We start from the raw sequence: 17,304 nt of genomic DNA, 5'->3' as shown, positions 1-17,304 counted from the left end.
ACCAATGCGAGAGCCGTGGAGCCTGCAAGTTGAAAATCATATCAACTGGTGTATTGCCGTATCATCGAATGAAGTCGGCTTTTTTTCATGCCTAACGGTCGGTCAAAGGCATTAAAGACATGGTGCGAATTTCAGTCTAAATGATTTAGCTTCACATGTCTTGCATTGTTCGTAATGTCGAAGATGTTCTTCATGAACACCACCTAACCAATCGAGTAATTATTAAGCTTCAAAGAAATGCCGCACTTGCCAAGTGGCAGCAACTTGCAGCGGTATAATAGAAGCACTTTAGGGCCATATTACGCCATACGGATGCGAGTTCGGATTAGGCTGACAACACCCCTTGCTTGCTCCGTTCGTCGCTTATGCTACCGGGCAGGTAAACGACCGTATTTTTTCAATGTTAGGCAATGACGGTGCTGCGGCAACGCAGTTAAAGGCCCAGATACGCTTCTCTAACTTTGTCATTTTGACTTAATTCGTGACCTTTTCCCTGCAGGGTGATTTGGCCATTCTCCAATACATAGGCCTGATCGGCGAGTTCGAGCGCCATGTGGGCGTTCTGTTCCACGAGTAAAATTTCCACGCCATTGCCAGAGATGGTCTGGATGATATTAGCAATCGTTTCCACGATGGTCGGCGCGAGGCCGATAGAGGGTTCATCGAGCATGAGAAGTTTTGGTGAGGCCATAAGGGCGCGCCCGACGGCGAGCATCTGCTGCTGTCCGCCGCTCAGGGAATTTGCCGGCATGCTCAGGCGATCCGTCAGGACCGGAAAATAGTCGAGAACGGTTTCCAGATCCTTCTGGATGGCCTCCTTGTCCGTCCGGATATAGGCCCCAGACATAAGATTGTCGCGGATGCTCATGGTTGGAAACAGCCGCCGCCCTTCCGGGACGAGGGTCAGCCCCTGCGCGACAGTCTCGGCCGGGGTGAGGCCCGTGATATCCTGCCCGTGAAAGCGGATTTTTCCCTGTGCCGGGGTCAGCAGGCCCGCGACCGCCTTCATCAGCGTCGTTTTTCCGGCGCCATTCGCGCCGATAATCGTCGTGATCTCGCCCTGTCTGACCGACAGGCTTACTCCTTCGAGCGCCGGAACCCCGCCGTAGCTGACATAAAGGTCGTCGATGGATAAAATGTCATTCGATTGATTCATTTTTTATGTCCAAGATAGGCTTCAACGACAAGTTCGTTCCTGCTGACTTCTTCCGGCGTGCCCGTCGCGAGCAACCGGCCGTGATTAAGCACCAGAATCCGGTCGCAAATCCGCATAACCGCCCGCATGTTATGCTCCACCAGCAGGATGGTTATGCCGAGTTCGCTGCGGATCATTTTGAACAGGTCCAGCGCGGCGGCGACCTCCGCCCCTTGAAGCCCGGTGAGAGGTTCGTCCAGGCACAGCACCTTCGGTTCGGCGGCGAGGGCGATGGCAATGCTCAACATGCGCTGCAGCCCATGCGGCAGGCTTCCCGCCGTCACCTCAAGATAGTTCTCAAGTCCCGTCAGCTTCGCCATCTCGCGCATTTTTTCCTGCCGCGCCGCGGTGCTTTTCAGGCGGTGCGTCGTGGCGATGATGATGTTGTCCGCCACCGACATCTCGCTCAGCAGGCTTTCATGCTGGAATGTCCGGACCAGCCCCTTGCGGCTGATATAGGTCGCATTTTTGCCGGTAATATTTTCACCCAGATAGAAAAGCCGTCCGGACGTCGGCGGCATGAAGCCGCTGATCAGGTTGAAGGTGGTGCTTTTTCCCGCGCCATTGGGCCCGATGAGGCCCAGTATTTCGCGGTCCCTGAGCTCGAAGCTGAAATCCGCCACGGCTGTCAGGCCGCCGAACTTACGCTCAAGCTGTTCCGCCTTTAAAAGAACTTCGCCCACAATGTTCCCTGCCTCTGAAGAATGCATGGTTGTTTCGCTATCGGTCAACGCGGGTTCCTCCCCATGATCGAACGGATTTTGAAACGCTCCCCAAGCCCGATGATTCCGCCGGGCATGAGCAGCAGGACGCCGATGATGATGGCGCCATAGAAAATATTCTCATAGGGGCCAAAACTATGAAGAAACTGTCCGGCCAGCGTCAGGATTGTCGCGCCGATAATGGGCCCGGCGATATGGCCTTCGCCGCCGATCTTGACATAGGCGAGGGCCAGAACCGCGACAAAAAATGTGAAATCCGCCGGCGCAATGACGCTATTGGTATAGGCATGGACGCCGCCTGCAAGGCCTACTGTCGCAGAGGCAATAACAAAACAGAGAATTTTGAGGCCTATAACATTCAATCCCACAGACCGTGGAATATCTTCATTGTTCTGGATGGCCTTGAACACCCGCCCGAGGTTGGATCGTTCCGCCGCGTATAGTGCGAACAGGATCGCTGCTAGGATCGTAACGGCAATCGCAGGAAAGTAATCATTTAGCGCCATCGGCGGGAACATGCCGATCATGCCGGAATTGCCGCCCAAAATCTCTGTTTTAGTATATAAAAGCCGGACAATTTCGGTGAAGGCGAATGAAATCAGCAGGAAATAGGGTCCCTTGGTTCTAAGTGTGACCCAACCGAACAGCGCACTGATTATTCCGGCAATCACCGGTGCGGCAAGGAGCGACGCGAAAAAGGTCCAGTCCAGTATGGTTGATGTAACCGCCGTCGTATAGGCGCCGATGCCAAAAAACGCGGCTGTTGCGATATTCAGCTCGCCGATTAAAAGCACGAATCTGAGCGTCACCGCTAACACAGCATTCGTGAACACCCAGATAACAACCTGCACATAGTAGGGATCGCCGCTAAAAAGAGCGAAACCGATAGATGCAATGGCTATCAAAATGCAAAGGGTAAGGCCCAAATTATCTTTCAGCATGACCCAAAATCCCCTGTGGACGTACAATAAGCAGAACAATGACCAGCACAAACATTGCGAGTGTTGCCGTGGACGGATCGAAATAATAGCCACCGAAGCTTTCGATCAGCGCGATCAGGAGGCCCCCCAAAATTGCGCCGAGGACGCTTCCCAGCCCGCCGATAATGATGATGATGAAAGCTTTGACAAGAAAGTCATCACCGATAACGGTCGTCACCGGTGTGACGGTTGCCATCAGCGCACCGGCGCAGGCGGCCAGCGTTGCGCCGATGAGAAAACCGTACAGCGCAACTCGGCGGTAAGGTATTCCCTGAAGCATCGCCGCTTCTTGATCCTCGGCGACAGCGCGCAGGCTTAACCCGAGTTTCGTTCGGTGGACGAGGACATACAGGCCGATCGTAATGATGGCCGCGACGATCATGAGCAACAGCCTTTGAATGGTTAGGCTTGCGCCCAGAAAGGATATGTTTCCCGGTACGACGGTGGGAATGGAGCGTGGCACGCCGCCATACAAAATCAGGTAAACACCGTTTAGGAGAAGGAGCAGTCCGATTGACAGGATGAAGGACCCGTTCAGATCCTTTAGCACATGCTGAAAACCGAAAAAATAAACCACAAAGCCAATTATGCAAACAACCAGAAGCGCCAGCACAAAGGCAATAAGATAGGAAAACCAGATTGGCATTCCTGCTGTATCTACGCCCCATATCATTACCGAAGAGACGATTAGAGCAGCAGCTGTAAAAAAAGTACCATGTGCGAAATTGACGATTTTCATTACGCCAAAGATCAATGTCAGCCCAAGCGCAAACAGCACGTACACCGAACCGATCTGAAGCGTATTCATGAGAAGTTGTACTTGTAGTTCCATATTTTCGTCCGGTCATTCCAGGGCCGAATTAAAGATATGCCAGTCCTTTTTAAAGGGCCGGCATATCAGTTGCTTCTTGTCATGCCTTACTTAAGTCGTTCCTTAAGCTCAGCCGGGGAAATCCGACCAACTTCAACAGCATTTCCGTCACGCAATTGCGTAATCATGACAGGAACAAGTATCTGCTGAGGGTTGCCGTATACATCTGCGCCACCGAAGGCTGCGGGCCCATAGGAGGATTCAAAGACGATTGTCGGCAGGGTTTCAGCGACTTTTTTAGGATCGATACTGTCCGCAGTTTCGATTGCCTTTTTAAGGGCCATGACCGCATCATAGCTTGAAATCGTAATGCCGTTAAGGGCTTCACCCAGTTTCTCCATTGCACCGGCGTTCAGCTCTTTTTGCACGTCACTGGCGGAATCCCCTGTGAAGTCAGCAGATGCTCCCAGATAAGTTCCTTCAGCGGCAGCGCCCGCCATTTTGCTCAACGTGCCTGCAGAAGTTCCTGCGGGAACAACTTTGACACCATTCCAGCCCAGAACGTCCAGTGCCTTCAACATTGAGCCAACGTCAGTAGGAGGAGAGGCGCCGAAATCCACGATATCGGCATTGCTGTTTGCAATTTTTGTGGCAATTGACTGGAATTCGGTTGTGCCACGTTCATACTTGTCCGTCGATATCACTTCGACATCCAGGCTATTCCAGGTATCTATTGCAACGGGCTCAAGTTCCTGACCAGTCGCATCGTTCGGAGTGATCATTGCAACAGTTTTGGCGTCAGGATGTTGCTCTTTTACATAGCCATAGAAAGGCGCAAGAATTTCAAATGGCGTGTTCATTTGTGTAAATGTAAGAGGATACTCTGGCCCCTTGATGCTTTTCCCCCAGCCAGTATTGAAAAGTATCGCCCCTTTCCGCTCTGACAGAGCCTGCGTCGCCTTTACCGGTGCTGTTCCGATGGAACCGACGATGAAGTTGATATTCTCCCGGTTCAGCATGGTCTGGGCTGTTTTGGCGCCTTCAGCGGCGTTGTACTTGTTGTCATAGGTATGCAGTTCAAGCTTGTAGGTTTCTCCGCCGGCTTTGATGCCACCCTCGGAATTGACCTTTTCGACAGCCTGTTCTGCCGCATATTCAAAGCCTAGTCCCCAAGCCGCCGCGGCGCCCGACATTGGAGCGGAAACACCCACCTTGAGGATCTCTTCGGAAAAAGCCGTTTGTGCACTGAACAAGGCAATTAATGCCCCGCCAGTAATGCCGATAATTTTCTTCATAGACATAATATTCTCCCTTTGTTTTGAGTTTTTATTTATGCAAGTTACTGTTTTAACGAGTTAAAGACTGGCGGTTATCCCTCCTGAAACCGGCAAGGCGACGCCGGTAATAAAGTTTGAATCGGGGCCGACGAGAAAGCTGACCGCGCCCGCTATGTCCTCTGGCTGGCCCAGTCGTTTAAGTAGGGATCGGTTGGTGTAGTCCTTCACCATATCCGGGGCTGCTTTCTCAATGACGGAGGTTTGTATCAATCCTGGAACGATACAATTAACCCGCACGTTCGGAGCGAGTTCGATAGCCAATGAACGAGTGAGGGAGGAGACCGCAGCTTTTGCGGCGGCATATTCGGGTTGATCACCGTCGCCGGCGTACGTCACCGACGAAATATTTACAATAGCCCCCTTTTTGCGGGCGACCATATGCGGCGCAACCGCCTGAACCATCCAGAACAGAGGCTTCAGGTTCAGTGCAAAAGTGCTGTCGAAGCGTTCTTCAGTCATTCCGAGCAAGGGTGTAATCAACTCGCCGCCGCGAATGCCTCCCACCACATTGATCAGGATAGTGACGGGACCAAGGTTTTCCACGATCTCGGCAATGGCGGTATTTGTCTCGCTTTCGTCAGTTGCGTTCGCGCGCGCCATATGGACTTTGATGTTTGGATAGTTGCTCTGGATATTCTCTGTGGTCGCCGCAACACGACGACCTGATATATCGATCAGCCCTAAAGAGGCGCCATCCGCAGCTAACCGCTTGGCAATCGCCGCACCCATTGGACCACCTGCGCCGCTGACAAGCGCTACCGCGCCCGAAAGCGGAAGTTCGCTATTTGTGGAAGGCGTTTTTTCTGTCATTACTGGACCTCTCTCAGTTTCCCCTGGCCTTCTGCGTGCCAGTCCCGGAGTGTGCGTTTGAGAATTTTATTGGTTGGCCCGAGAGGCATCTCGTCAACGGTATAGACACGGCGGGGAGACTTGTAGACGGACAGGTTCTTGCGGCAGTATGCAATTATTTCCGCACCATCCAGCCTATGTCCGGCATGCGGAATGGCGACCGCCACGGGTATTTCGCTCTTATTCTCGTCCGGCAGGCCGATAACGGCGCAAATGCGGATGTCGGGATGCTGGTAGAGCAGATCCTCGACTTCCAGCGGATAGATATTGAAGCCACCGGAAATGATGACATCTTTTTTCCGGTCAACGATAAACAGATAACCATCTTCATCGAGATATCCAAGATCACCGCTGAGCCAGCCTTCAGACGTAAAGCTGGCGGCTGTTGTCTCGGCATCGCCCCAGTAGCCGGCGCCGATCGTGTCACCGGAAATACGAACTTCGCCGATTTCTCCGCGCGGCAATTCCGCTCCATTGTCATCCACAATGCTGATTCTCGATCCGCCAATCGGCACTCCTGCAGAGCCCCGTTTGCGGATGCCAAACGGGGGTTCACCCGTTACATAGCCTGAGCTTTCCGTGGCGCCGTATATCTGAAGCAGCGGCACGCCCATTTTCTCTTCAAACTGCTGCATGACATTCGGCGAGACAGGTGAGCCCCCCGTGACACATGTCTTCAGCGAGCTGAGATCATGTTTTGCGGGGTCGAAATCGCGGAGCAGATACAGGAACATGGTCGGTGATCCGGCAAGGTAAGTCACCTTTTCGCGGGTGATCGTCTCCAGCACGGCGTCGGTGTCCCAGCGTTCCATCTGGATCATCTTCGCGCCCGAAAAAATGGCCCCGTTCATCATGCAGGTGGCACCGAAATTGTTGAACAGCGGCAGCGCGCAGAGAAAGACTTCCTTGCCCCATAAAAGCCCGCCGTGGACCGCCATATCTCGCAGTGTTGTATACTGGCTGAGCTGCGTTTGCGTCGCGCCCTTTGGTTCACCTGTGGTACCGGAGGTAAAAAACAGGGCGACAATATCATCGGCCTCGAAATCCGGTGCCGAACAGGCTGTATCGGCGCGATCCATGAGCGCCTCCATATCAAGGGCTCCTTCCGCCTCGCCCTTGGTAACTAAGATCGTTTCCAGCTTGCCGGTTTCTTGCCGCACTTCAAGGGCGTAAGGCAGTGTTTCCTTGCTGGTGAGGATCAGTTTCATATCCGTCCGGGTGACGGTCGACTTGACCTCCCTGACACGATTCATGCCGCTGATGGGATTTGCGATGGCGCCTATTTTCTGGCAGGCCCAGTAGCCGAGGGCCATTTCCGGACAACTCGGCAAGTATAGTCCGATCACATCTCCAGCCCCGGCGCCATGCGCTTTGAACACATTTGCCAGCTGCGAAGTTTTGGCATCAAACTCTGCAAAAGTAAGAGTCCGGCCTTCAAAGCTGATGAAAATATGGTCTCCAACAAGGTGCGATGTGTTGTCTAGACATTGCGCTAAAGACGTAACGGTCACCTACACTTCTCCCATTCTTATCCGGCACTAGCTTGGTGTCAGCCTTTTATGCCTTTTCTTTTCAGTCTAGGCATAACGGTGAATGTCAGTCAATGGTTTTGAACATTTGTTAGTTTTTGGCAGCCGATATTAAAGGGGCTCCGTTTTCGTGAAATTTTTTTTCGTATAAACCAGATTCAATCAGATGGAGAAACCGGGCCTGATAGCCAGATAAGCCGTTATTGATATTCGGGGCGGGGAAGAGAATATAGAATATTTTATCCGCTGGAGGCGTCTCCGAGCGGCCTGAATTTCTGAGGAGCTATGTTAGCCTAATTACGGGCGATACCGTTTAAAAGCAATGTCTGCTGCAGGTCAATCATTTCCTGGAGTGAGTAAAACCCCTCTCGTCCACCTTTTTCCGGATCAAACCACTCAACCGTCCAATTCAGCGCGCCCAGCAGAAAAAGACGCAAAGGAACAACTTCAAAATCGCTTCGGACTATTTTGTCGTCTTGCGCGTTTTTCAAGCATGCGTCCCAGGCTGATGCATATTTTTTTCGAACGGGCCTGTGCCGTGCTCTTACTTCCTGAGGTAGTTGGCCGTACATCCGAATATTCGCGGATGTAAACTCACTACGGGCAAACAACACCTTCATATGGGCATCAATTGCGTATGCCAGTTGCTTGCTTGGGTCCGGGTACTTTTCGTAATCACTCAGAATTTTGGAGACGCCATCTGCCATTTCGCGCAGTCCGCGATCAAGCACTTCGTCCAAAAGGTCTTCTTTGGAACTGAAATGATAGTAAATACTTCCTGCTTCCATCTGGGCGGCGGCCGCTATCTGGCGTAATGTAGATGCCCTGTATCCAGAGGCCCGCATAACTTTCGCAGCGGAAGACAGAATATGCATTCGCGTTTTTGCCGCCTTGCTAACTCCCTGTTCTATAAAATCCGATTCCACAAAATATGTGTCCTCAACGGGGAAAAAGCTTTTACTGCTCTCAACCAACATACCATCCAGGATTAATTTTACCGCACTTTCGGATAATATACTGACAGGATAACGTGAGGCACTAAACCATTCACCCATCCAGTTAAGGGCCCCGAGCAGGAACTGCCGAAGGGGAACGATTTTGATATCCGATCTGATTTCCTTATTATCCAGTGCCCTTTTCAAGAGGTCATCCCACAGGCCCGTATAGGCCAGTCGGAGGGGGCGGTGACGTTCACGCATGTCTTCAGAGAGCATGGAAAAGTTGCGTATATTGGATGAGGTGAAATCGCTCTCCTTGAGTAAATACTCAATATGTGTATGTACCATTCTGGCGAGCGTTTCGCGAAACCCGATGCCGTCCTTCTGGCAGTTCTCGCTTACTTCCTTGACGGCGTCATATACATGGCGGAGGCCGAGATCCAGAACCACATCAAAAATCTCCTCTTTCGAGGCGAAATGGTAATAAATACTGCCGGCTTCGACGCCTGCAGCTTCAGCGATCCTGCGAAGTGTGGATGGGCCATAGCCCGCTATGCGAAATTGCCTCGCAGCCGCTGATAAAATAGTAAGGCGTGTTCTGTCGGATTTCGTCAGCGCGGCTTCTGAGGGCTGCGGGATTTCTAATTTAACGTTCATAGCTTTTAATTCCTTCTTGACAGAATAATGTCAAGAGAGATAAATCTAACAAGTGTTTGAATTTATAATGAACAAGTCCGACTAATTGGGCAATTTGATCTGGGAGTGGAACGACAATGCGCGGATTGACAGGAAAACATGTCATCGTAACCGGAAGCGGTAGTGGCATCGGGCGTGAGATAGCGCTTCGTTTTGCGGAAGAGGGGGCGAAAGTTGCTCTTTTTGATGTTAACAGCGATGGAGTATCTGAAACGCGTCGCCTGATCGATGAAGCAGGAGGGCAAGGCGCTGCCTATGTTGTTGATATTACAGATCGTGAGGCTGTCGACACGGCGGTGCAAGAAGTTGAAGAAGCCGGACCGGTGGATGTATTGGTGAATAATGCGGGCTGGGATAAAATGGCCAACTTCCTCGATACGGACGCAGACCTGTGGAAAAAAATCATCGATATAAATCTGTACGGCCCGCTGTACATGCATCACGCAGTTCTTCCCGGCATGGTAAAAAACGGTGGCGGGCGGGTGATCAACATTAGCTCGGACGCAGGTAGGGTCGGATCGTCAGGGGAGGCTGTATACTCAGCCTGCAAAGGCGGCATTATTTCATTTACCAAGACAGTTGCCCGCGAACTTGCCAGAAAAGGCATTCAATTGAACGCAGTGTGTCCCGGCCCGACAGATACGCCCCTGTTCGCAGAAGTGGCATCTGGCGCCGGGGCGGAGAAAATTGCCGAAGGTCTGAAAAAGGCCATTCCAATGAAGCGTCTCGCGCAACCATCCGACTTTCCGGGTATCGTGTGTTTTCTGGCTTCCGATGATGCCGGATTTATCACAGGCCAGACCATTTCGGTTTCTGGCGGCCTGACGATGCATGGCTAGATTAGACTCTTAAAAACAAGGCAATCAATAATTCAGGCTATAAATTTCGGTCGACAAATATGGTGTCCGATTGGTGTTGATGACAGAATATTGGTCGCCTTTCTTCCGCCATTACAACGATTCCGCTATGTGCCGTGAACACACTTAATATTCAATGCGCAAGCCCACTATTTGTCTTGTCATATTTTCTAACGTAAGTTAGGATTTTTAAAACAAGTAACTATTTCTCCCTTGGGGGAGTTTGAAGCTTATCGTTTGCTGGCCGAACGGTGTGGGACGTTTTGGGAGGCGGAGGCCGATAAATCGGATTTATAAGCAAGCCGCATTACTGACTATGCCGAAGCTTCATTGATGAGAAAATCACAGAACTCCAACGAATGCTAAAATAAGGAAAAATAATGGCTTCCAGGGAATATAACATGCGATATCAGCGCGCCGACGCCTTAGAGAAAAAAGACGCGGCCTGCTGGCACCCCGTTGAAGTGATGCCGCTGGACGAGATCAAAAAGCTGCAGGAAGACAAGCTGGCCCAGCAGATGGGGTATCTCAAGGAACGCTCCCCCTTTTACCAGAAGAAATTTGCCGATGCGGGCGTCTCCTTCGATGACATCCGCGCGGTCGAGGATTTGCAGAAGCTACCTTTCACCTACAAGACCGAAATCCGCGAAAGCCTGAATGCCCAGCGGCCGTTCGGGCTGCATCTCGCGGCGGACGCCAAGGATATCGTGCAGATGCAGGCCTCTTCCGGCACCACAGGCAGTCCGTCTTATGTGGCGCTGACGGAGAATGACGCGGAAATGTGGCATGAGATGAATGCGCGTTGTTTCTTCGCCGCCGGCATTCGGCCGGGCGATATGTCGCTGCATGCCTTTGCGATGGCCAAGGGCTTTGTCGGCGGCCTGCCGATTGCCCAGTCGATGCAGTATATGGGCGTTGTCGATATTCCCATCGGCGCGGATGGCGGGGCGGACCGCTTGTTGCGTGCGGCGGCGGATTTGCGGCCCCGCGTTCTCGCTGGCGCGCCGAATTTCACCATGTATCTTGCCGAGAAAGCGCCGGAAATTGTCGGCGTTGATGCCAGCACCCTTGGTGTTGAGGTGGTTCTCGTGGGCGGGGAGCCCGGCGGCGGCATTCCGGCCATCCGCCAGAAAATCGAAAAACTCTGGGGCGCGAAATGCTGCGAAATGCTCGGCGGCACCGATATCGCCGTCGCCTATTGGGGTGAGTGCCAGGAGCAGTCCGGCATGCATATGGTCGGCATGGATTACATCATCACCGAACTGCTGGACCCGGCGACGGAGAAGGTCATTCCCTTCACCGACGGCGCGGAAGGGGAACTCGTCTATACCGCCATCGGGCGGGAGGCGAACCCGCTGGTCCGCTTCCGCTCCGGCGATCATGTGGAGGTGCTGGGCACCAGCTGTGGCTGCGGCCGGACCGGACCGAAAGTGCGCTGTATCGGCCGCACGGATGATATGCTGATCATCCGCGGCGCGAATGTCTTCCCCTCGGCCATTCAGAGTGTGATCACCGATATGGTGCCGGAGACCAATGGCGTCATGCGCGTGCTGGCGGATTTCGAAGGCCATACATCGCAGGGCGCGCTGAAAGTGCTGGTCGAGCGGGGGCCCGGTCGCTCGCCCGATCAGGACGCGGCGCTCAAAAAATCGATCGAGACGCATTTGCGTAACTCCCTCGCCTTCAAGGCCGATGTCCGCATTCTCGATGTCGATACGTTCGAGAAGCCGGGCGCGGTCAAGGTCGCGCTCACCCTGCGGGAATATGCAGATCTGCCGGACGCGGCGACGTAATCGCGGCCATCACGCAAAATTTGAAAAACAGAGGGTAGGAAAATGGATCTTGGGCTTACAGGAAAGCGGGTGCTGATCACCGGCGCTTCGCAAGGCATTGGCGAAGGGCTGGCAGAGGTTTTTGCCGAAGAGGGCGCGAACCTCTTTCTCGTCGCCCGGCAGGAAGACCGGCTGAAGGAAATCGCCAAACGCATGACAGAGGCTTATGGCGTCACGGCGGACTATTTCCCGGCCGATTTCACGAAAAAAGGCGATATCGACAAGGTCCATGCGGCGGCGGGCGATATTGACATTCTCGTCAATAATGCGGGCGCCATCCCGGGCGGCGACGTCTGGCAGGTCGGCGCCGATGACTGGCGGCCGGGCTGGGAGGTCAAGGTGATGGGCTATATCGACATGACGCGGCTGTTTTACGCCAGCATGAAGGCGCGCGGCCATGGCATCATTCTCAACAATATCGGCAATGGCGGGGAGAATTTCGATTTCCGCTATATTGCGGGAACGACGGGGAATGCGGCGCTGATGGCCTTTACCAAGGCCATGGGCGGGCACAGTCTGGCGGATAATATCCGCGTGGTCGGCGTCAATCCGGGGCCGGTCGCCACGACCCGCATCGACAAGATCATGAAAGCTCGCGCCAAAGAACGCTGGGGTGATGAAAGCCGCTATGGGGAGCTGCTGGCCAATTATCCGCTCGGCCGGGCGGCGACGGTGCGCGAAATCGCCGATCTGTTCGCCTTTCTCGCCTCCGACCGGTCCAGCTATACCTCGGGCGTGATCTTCACCGTCGATGGCGGCATCACCTCGAACATGTCCATCGGCGGATAACGCCTGCAATCGAATTTTTGCGAGTTTTAGCTAGTCAGTCCCCAAGCTTCCTTACAATATGTTCTGGATTGACAGCTATCGCTCGGCAAAGTAATCTAACATTTGTTAGGAAAATGATTTTTGGCCCAATAGGACCTCGATGCGGGGAGCATAATCAACTTTGACGAAAGCTTTGCCGTAAAATGAAGACGCGTCAATGGGATAGAAACCAGTGGCGCAGTTGGCTTATGGGTTGTTCCTGAAAAATCATAGATCGTTCAAATATGTCATCGGCAATGGTGGCTTGATAGAAAAGAAAGAATATAAAAATGACTGACCGCTATGCTAGTTACAACAAACTGAAATTCGACTATCCGGCGGATCGCGTCCTGCGCATAACCTTCAGTAATCCGAAGTCCTTCAACTCCGTCGATGCGGAAACCCATACCCAGATGACCGACATCTGGCGCGATATCGACCGCGATCCGGACATTAACGCCGTCATCGTCACCGGTGAAGGCAAGGCATTTTCGGCGGGCGGCGATTTCGGGCTAATCGAGAAAATGACCGGCAATTTCGAAGAGATCATGAAAACCTGGAAGGAAGCCAAGGATCTCGTCTACAACATCATCAACTGCAACAAGCCGATCATTTCCGCAATTAATGGCCCGGCGGCCGGCGCAGGGCTGGTTGTCGGCATTCTGGCCGATATTTCCATCGCCGGAAAGCGCGCGAAAATTGTCGACGGCCACCCCCGGCTCGGCGTTGCCGCAGGCGATGTCGCCGCCATTATCTGGCCGCTGCTGTGCGGCATGGCGAAGGCAAAATATTACCTGCTGACCTGCAAGCCCGTCTCCGGCGAGGAAGCGGAACGCATCGGTCTTGTGTCGCTCTGCGTCGAGGATGATGAGTTGCAGGAAACCGCCCTCAACATCGCGACGGAAATGGCCAACGGGGCGCAAAGTGCGCTGCGCTGGACAAAATACTCGCTGAACAACTGGCTACGTCAGGCCGGGCCGATTTTCGATGCCTCGACGGCGCTCGAAATGCTCGGCTTCATGGGCGAGGACGTCAAGGAAGGCGTCGCGTCGCACCGCGAAAAGCGTCCGCCGAATTTCCGTAAAGACTGTCCGTTGTAATTTATCAGATATGCGTGCCTCTCCCTTCGGGGAGGGGCGTTTTCAGGTTTTCTCGTCCTCTGATGGTTCCCGCGCGGCGAGGCTCCTGTTCTGATGCCGGGTGAGGCGGATCGGTCGGGTTGAGTGAGTTAGAAATAAACCGCTGTTTGTGATGATACAGGCGCGGGCGGCGGCCGGACCTGCCAAGAGTCTTAAAAGATAGTATTAGATTCCCCGCAGGGGTTTTTCCTATAGGGTTGCTGATTTTAATGTCATGAAGGTCAAATCGGGACCGGGGTTCCCGCCCGGAATATCCTGTCATATAAGCATATTATAACATTCCCCGGCAGGATTTGCAACCTTTGATTTTAAAGACACACCAATGGGTTGATATTTTTGAAGAAAGGCAAGGAGAGTCTGTCCGGATAGGCGGCAATTTCAAGGCCGCATCGGGCGCATCCGGGGCGGGCAGGAGGGTCATCTCCGCACCCGCTAAATCATGCTGCATTCCGGCGTTATCTAGGCTAGATTATCGTGTAAAATGGCGGTGATGCCACCAACAAAGAAAAACCTGAGACAACGGCGAACGGGCCAATGGGGCCGCTTTCCTCGCAATGTCACTCAGATGGGAGTTATAATCAATGAATGAACTGGCACGTCAAAGCATCGTCTGGGAACCCGGTGAGAAGCTGATCAAAGAGAGCAACCTTGTCGCCTTTATGGCCGAGCACGGGATCAATGATTATGAGACCCTGATGCGCCGGGCGGAGGAAGAGCCGGACTGGTGGTGGAACGCCATCGCCGGGCGGCTCCGTTTCATGAAACCCTATGAGAAGATTCTCGACACCGCACGGGGAATCGAATTTCCCGAATGGTTCATCGGCGGCACGACCAACATCGTCGAGAATACGCTGGAGCGTCATCGCGGCACGGAAATCTGGACATCGCCCGCCGTCCTCGGCGAATCGGAAGGGGGGGAGAGCCGCATCTGGACCTATGAGGAGCTGAATGCGGAAGTCTCCCGCCTCGCGGCGGGCCTCGAGTCGCTCGGCGTCAAACAGGGCGGGGTGGTCGCCGTCTATATGCCCAATGTGAATGAGGCCGTCGCTGCCCTGCTGGCCGTGCCCAAGATCGGCGCGGTGGTGATGCCGCTGTTCTCCGGTTTCGGGGTGGAGGCAATCGCCGCCCGGCTGAACGCGTCGGGGGCGGTTGCGGTACTCACGGTCGATGGCACATCGCGGCGCGGGCAGATTGCGCCGATGAAGGAATTTGCCGATGCCGCCGCCGCCCGCGCGGCCACAGTCCGTCATGTTGTGTGCCTGCGGCGCACCGGGCACCCCGTCACCATGGGGGAAAAGGATATCGACTGGGCAGAGCTGTGCGAAGGCCGCCCGGCGGATATGCCGAATATGGAACTCCCGGCGGAGGCGCCCGCGCTGCTGGTGTATACCTCCGGCACCTCGGGCCAGCCGAAAGGGACCGTGCATACCCATGGCGGCTTTCCGGCCAAGCTGACGCTCGATCTCGGGCTGATGATGGATATGAAAAGCAGCGACCGGATCATCTGGTTTTCCGATATGGGCTGGCTGGTCGGGCCGTTGCTGGCGTTCGGTGCCACATTGACGGGCGCGTCCTTCGTGCTCGCCGATGGCGCGCCGGACTACCCGGACGCAACGCGCATGTGGCGGCTGATCGAAAAACACCGCGTCACTTTTCTGGGCGTTGCGCCGACGCTGATCCGCGGCTTCATGCATGGCGCGGGGATCGGCGATCATGATATTTCCTCGCTCCGCATCGTGGCCTCGACCGGGGAAGCCTGGACGCCCGATGCCTGGTGGTGGACCTTTGAAAATGTCGTGAAAAGGAACGCGCCGATCATCAACTATACCGGCGGCACGGAAATCGGCGGCGGTATCCTGGCGGGGTCCGTCCTGCGCCCCATGAAGGCTTGCGCCTTTTCCGGTCCGGTGCCGGGGATGGGCGCCGACATCGTCGATATGGAGGGGACGCCCGTCGGCCCCGGCCAAGTGGGGGAGCTGGTGCTGCGCAAGCCCTCCATCGGGCTCAGCCGGGGACTGTGGAAAGATAACGAACGCTTCCTTGACAGCTACTGGCGGGATATTCCCGGGGTCTGGCGGCAGGGCGACTGGGCCATTCAGGATGAGGAAGGCTTCTGGTTCGTGCTGGGACGATCCGATGACACGCTCAAAATCGCGGGCAAGCGCACCGGTCCGTCGGAGATCGAGGCGCTGCTCACCGCCACCGGCAAGGTGCGGGAGGCGGCGGCGATCGGCATTCCGGACGACATCAAGGGAGAAAGCGTCGCCTGCGTCGTGGTTCTGGACAAGAACATAGCGGCGGGCGCGGCCGTTGAAAAGGAACTGTCCGATGCGGTGATTGCGGGCCTCGGCTATCCCTACAAGCCGAAATTCATCCTGACCGTGCCCGACCTGCCGAAGACGCGCAATATGAAGGTGATGCGGCGGCTGGTGCGCGCCGTCTGCCTCGGCAAGCCACTCGGCGATACGTCATCGCTGGTCAATCCGGAGGCGCTGGAGACGATATCGGAGGCGGCTTCCCGGAGCGGACACATGACAAAGATCGTTGAGGTTCCGTAACGACACAGGGGCTCAGTCCGTCGCAGAAGTTTACAGAAAATAATTTTCCTATCTGCGGGTAAGCGTATCATCGAATAAATTAGGCCGGCTGACGGACTTCCAATCAGCGGCTTGCTAGTAAGCTAAACGTCTGCGTTGTGTTAGAAGCTGACCTCTAAGTCTTACAAGTATTAGGTTTGCTTATAGTAGTTTAGCTGACTATCTATAGCCCAAACATAAGCTGGCTTACACTCGCTTCACGGTTCTATCTTATTGCTTTGAAAAAATGGTGCCCAGGGGCGGATTCGAACCACCGACACGCGGATTTTCAGTTGAGTTGCTGCCATATAACGTATTGAAATAAATGAGAAAAAAATCCTAAAAATTAGATGTGCAGTAAATGTGCAATCATTAATTTTCCTGAGTAAACAGGCGTGAAGGATATTGCCGTGTAAATATGACTGCGACTCGACAAGCACTCTATTAGTGAAAATACAGAAATACACTTATAAGGAGTATTAAATTTCTACAAATAAAAATAATATAATAATATCCAATAATAACAATTATTTAAATTTGTAATTAAAATCTTTAGTTGAATAAAAACTTATTATTCTTGAATATTTTGAAATAGAAAAAACAAATGTAAAATGGTTTGATTGGATTGGTCCCATGGGACCAAATCATTAAGTGAAATCGTAAAAATAAGTATGAGGGAGGGAAAGTGAATACGTTCGTTAAACCCTATGTTCCAAGTGGCAAATCCAAGAAATATATAAATAGAATACAAAAGTCGTTTCAAAGCGCGTTGAAGGATTTTTTGGATATTGGACGTGCTTTAATGGATGCAGAGGAGGAACTCGGTCGGAAAGAATGGCTGGATATGGTAACTAATTCGCTTCCTTTCTCCCGTAGAACAGCTGAAAAATTAGTAAAAGTTGCTAAAGACAAAAGAATAAATGATCCTAAGAATGCACAGTTTTTGCCACCACATTGGACGTCACTTCATGAGTTAACTTAAGAAGTGGTCCTGCTTTCTTGACCAGTTAGCAGCAAGAATAAGATGAATCTGTTT

General features: G+C 53.3%; 14 protein-coding genes. 6 read left to right on the top strand and 8 right to left on the bottom strand.

Annotated features, from left to right (window positions below; all coding sequences use genetic code 11):
• Positions 1-433 precede the first annotated feature (433 nt).
• From AACZ19_RS16455 to AACZ19_RS16420, 8 genes are all read right to left on the bottom strand, one after another.
• The gene (locus AACZ19_RS16455) at positions 434-1,156 is read right to left on the bottom strand and encodes an ABC transporter ATP-binding protein (RefSeq protein WP_339635594.1); all 723 of its coding nucleotides are present in this window, start codon (positions 1,154-1,156) and stop codon (positions 434-436) included.
• A complete protein-coding gene (locus AACZ19_RS16450; protein ID WP_339635593.1) occupies positions 1,153-1,926 on the bottom strand; it encodes an ABC transporter ATP-binding protein in 774 nt (257 codons plus the stop codon). The genes AACZ19_RS16455 and AACZ19_RS16450 overlap by 4 nt, the downstream gene beginning before the upstream one ends.
• Complete coding sequence (locus AACZ19_RS16445) at positions 1,923-2,858, bottom strand: branched-chain amino acid ABC transporter permease (protein ID WP_339635592.1); 936 nt, start codon at positions 2,856-2,858, stop codon at positions 1,923-1,925. Before AACZ19_RS16445 ends, AACZ19_RS16450 begins: the two co-directional genes overlap by 4 nt.
• Positions 2,845-3,729, bottom strand: coding sequence for a branched-chain amino acid ABC transporter permease (locus tag AACZ19_RS16440; protein ID WP_339635591.1), 885 nt, complete (start codon positions 3,727-3,729; stop codon positions 2,845-2,847). The genes AACZ19_RS16445 and AACZ19_RS16440 overlap by 14 nt, the downstream gene beginning before the upstream one ends.
• A gap of 86 nt (positions 3,730-3,815) precedes the next feature.
• Positions 3,816-5,009: an ABC transporter substrate-binding protein gene (locus tag AACZ19_RS16435; RefSeq protein ID WP_339635590.1), complete on the bottom strand. Its 1,194-nt coding sequence runs from the start codon at positions 5,007-5,009 to the stop codon at positions 3,816-3,818.
• 54 nt (positions 5,010-5,063) lie between these two features.
• Complete coding sequence (locus AACZ19_RS16430) at positions 5,064-5,855, bottom strand: SDR family NAD(P)-dependent oxidoreductase (protein ID WP_339635589.1); 792 nt, start codon at positions 5,853-5,855, stop codon at positions 5,064-5,066.
• Entirely contained in the window at positions 5,855-7,405 is a 1,551-nt protein-coding gene (locus AACZ19_RS16425) for an AMP-binding protein (protein WP_339635588.1), read from the bottom strand. Before AACZ19_RS16425 ends, AACZ19_RS16430 begins: the two co-directional genes overlap by 1 nt.
• A 311-nt stretch (positions 7,406-7,716) precedes the next feature.
• Positions 7,717-9,018, bottom strand: a complete 1,302-nt coding sequence (locus AACZ19_RS16420) for a TetR family transcriptional regulator (protein ID WP_339635587.1) — start codon at positions 9,016-9,018, stop codon at positions 7,717-7,719.
• 116 nt (positions 9,019-9,134) lie between these two features.
• Between AACZ19_RS16420 and AACZ19_RS16415 the strand changes: the two genes are divergently transcribed.
• The 6 genes from AACZ19_RS16415 to AACZ19_RS16390 all read left to right on the top strand — a co-directional run bounded on the left by AACZ19_RS16415 (position 9,135) and on the right by AACZ19_RS16390 (position 17,250).
• Positions 9,135-9,896, top strand: a complete 762-nt coding sequence (locus tag AACZ19_RS16415; RefSeq protein WP_339635586.1) for a glucose 1-dehydrogenase — start codon at positions 9,135-9,137, stop codon at positions 9,894-9,896.
• 398 nt (positions 9,897-10,294) lie between these two features.
• On the top strand, positions 10,295-11,707 hold the full coding sequence (locus AACZ19_RS16410) for an AMP-binding protein (RefSeq protein ID WP_339635585.1): 1,413 nt from the start codon (positions 10,295-10,297) through the stop codon (positions 11,705-11,707).
• A 42-nt stretch (positions 11,708-11,749) separates the two neighbouring features.
• On the top strand, positions 11,750-12,535 hold the full coding sequence (locus AACZ19_RS16405) for an SDR family oxidoreductase (RefSeq protein WP_339635584.1): 786 nt from the start codon (positions 11,750-11,752) through the stop codon (positions 12,533-12,535).
• Between the two features lie 308 nt (positions 12,536-12,843).
• Complete coding sequence (locus AACZ19_RS16400; RefSeq protein ID WP_339635583.1) at positions 12,844-13,653, top strand: enoyl-CoA hydratase/isomerase family protein; 810 nt, start codon at positions 12,844-12,846, stop codon at positions 13,651-13,653.
• A 620-nt stretch (positions 13,654-14,273) separates the two neighbouring features.
• Positions 14,274-16,250: an AMP-binding protein gene (locus AACZ19_RS16395; RefSeq protein ID WP_339635582.1), complete on the top strand. Its 1,977-nt coding sequence runs from the start codon at positions 14,274-14,276 to the stop codon at positions 16,248-16,250.
• Positions 16,251-16,953: 703 nt separating this feature from the next.
• A complete protein-coding gene (locus AACZ19_RS16390) occupies positions 16,954-17,250 on the top strand; it encodes a DUF3102 domain-containing protein (RefSeq protein ID WP_339635580.1) in 297 nt (98 codons plus the stop codon).
• Positions 17,251-17,304: the final 54 nt, after the last annotated feature.

Source organism: uncultured Sneathiella sp., from assembly GCF_963973085.1.
Classification (GTDB): Bacteria; Pseudomonadota; Alphaproteobacteria; order Sneathiellales; family Sneathiellaceae; genus Sneathiella.
The sequence above is the reverse complement of the archived record's forward strand: the minus strand, read 5'-3'. Positions and strand labels throughout refer to the sequence as shown.

What these genes read in the sequence shown, in the direction of transcription:
- AACZ19_RS16405 (WP_339635584.1), top strand. Translation starts at nt 11,750, where the DNA reads ATGGATCTTGGGCTTACAGGAAAGCGGGTGCTGATCACCGGCGCTTCG.
- AACZ19_RS16400 (WP_339635583.1), top strand. Translation starts at nt 12,844, where the DNA reads ATGACTGACCGCTATGCTAGTTACAACAAACTGAAATTCGACTATCCG.
- AACZ19_RS16420 (WP_339635587.1), bottom strand. Translation starts at nt 9,018, where the DNA reads ATGAACGTTAAATTAGAAATCCCGCAGCCCTCAGAAGCCGCGCTGACG.
- AACZ19_RS16410 (WP_339635585.1), top strand. Translation starts at nt 10,295, where the DNA reads ATGGCTTCCAGGGAATATAACATGCGATATCAGCGCGCCGACGCCTTA.
- AACZ19_RS16395 (WP_339635582.1), top strand. Translation starts at nt 14,274, where the DNA reads ATGAATGAACTGGCACGTCAAAGCATCGTCTGGGAACCCGGTGAGAAG.
- AACZ19_RS16430 (WP_339635589.1), bottom strand. Translation starts at nt 5,855, where the DNA reads ATGACAGAAAAAACGCCTTCCACAAATAGCGAACTTCCGCTTTCGGGC.
- AACZ19_RS16415 (WP_339635586.1), top strand. Translation starts at nt 9,135, where the DNA reads ATGCGCGGATTGACAGGAAAACATGTCATCGTAACCGGAAGCGGTAGT.
- AACZ19_RS16435 (WP_339635590.1), bottom strand. Translation starts at nt 5,009, where the DNA reads ATGTCTATGAAGAAAATTATCGGCATTACTGGCGGGGCATTAATTGCC.
- AACZ19_RS16455 (WP_339635594.1), bottom strand. Translation starts at nt 1,156, where the DNA reads ATGAATCAATCGAATGACATTTTATCCATCGACGACCTTTATGTCAGC.
- AACZ19_RS16445 (WP_339635592.1), bottom strand. Translation starts at nt 2,858, where the DNA reads ATGCTGAAAGATAATTTGGGCCTTACCCTTTGCATTTTGATAGCCATT.
- AACZ19_RS16440 (WP_339635591.1), bottom strand. Translation starts at nt 3,729, where the DNA reads ATGGAACTACAAGTACAACTTCTCATGAATACGCTTCAGATCGGTTCG.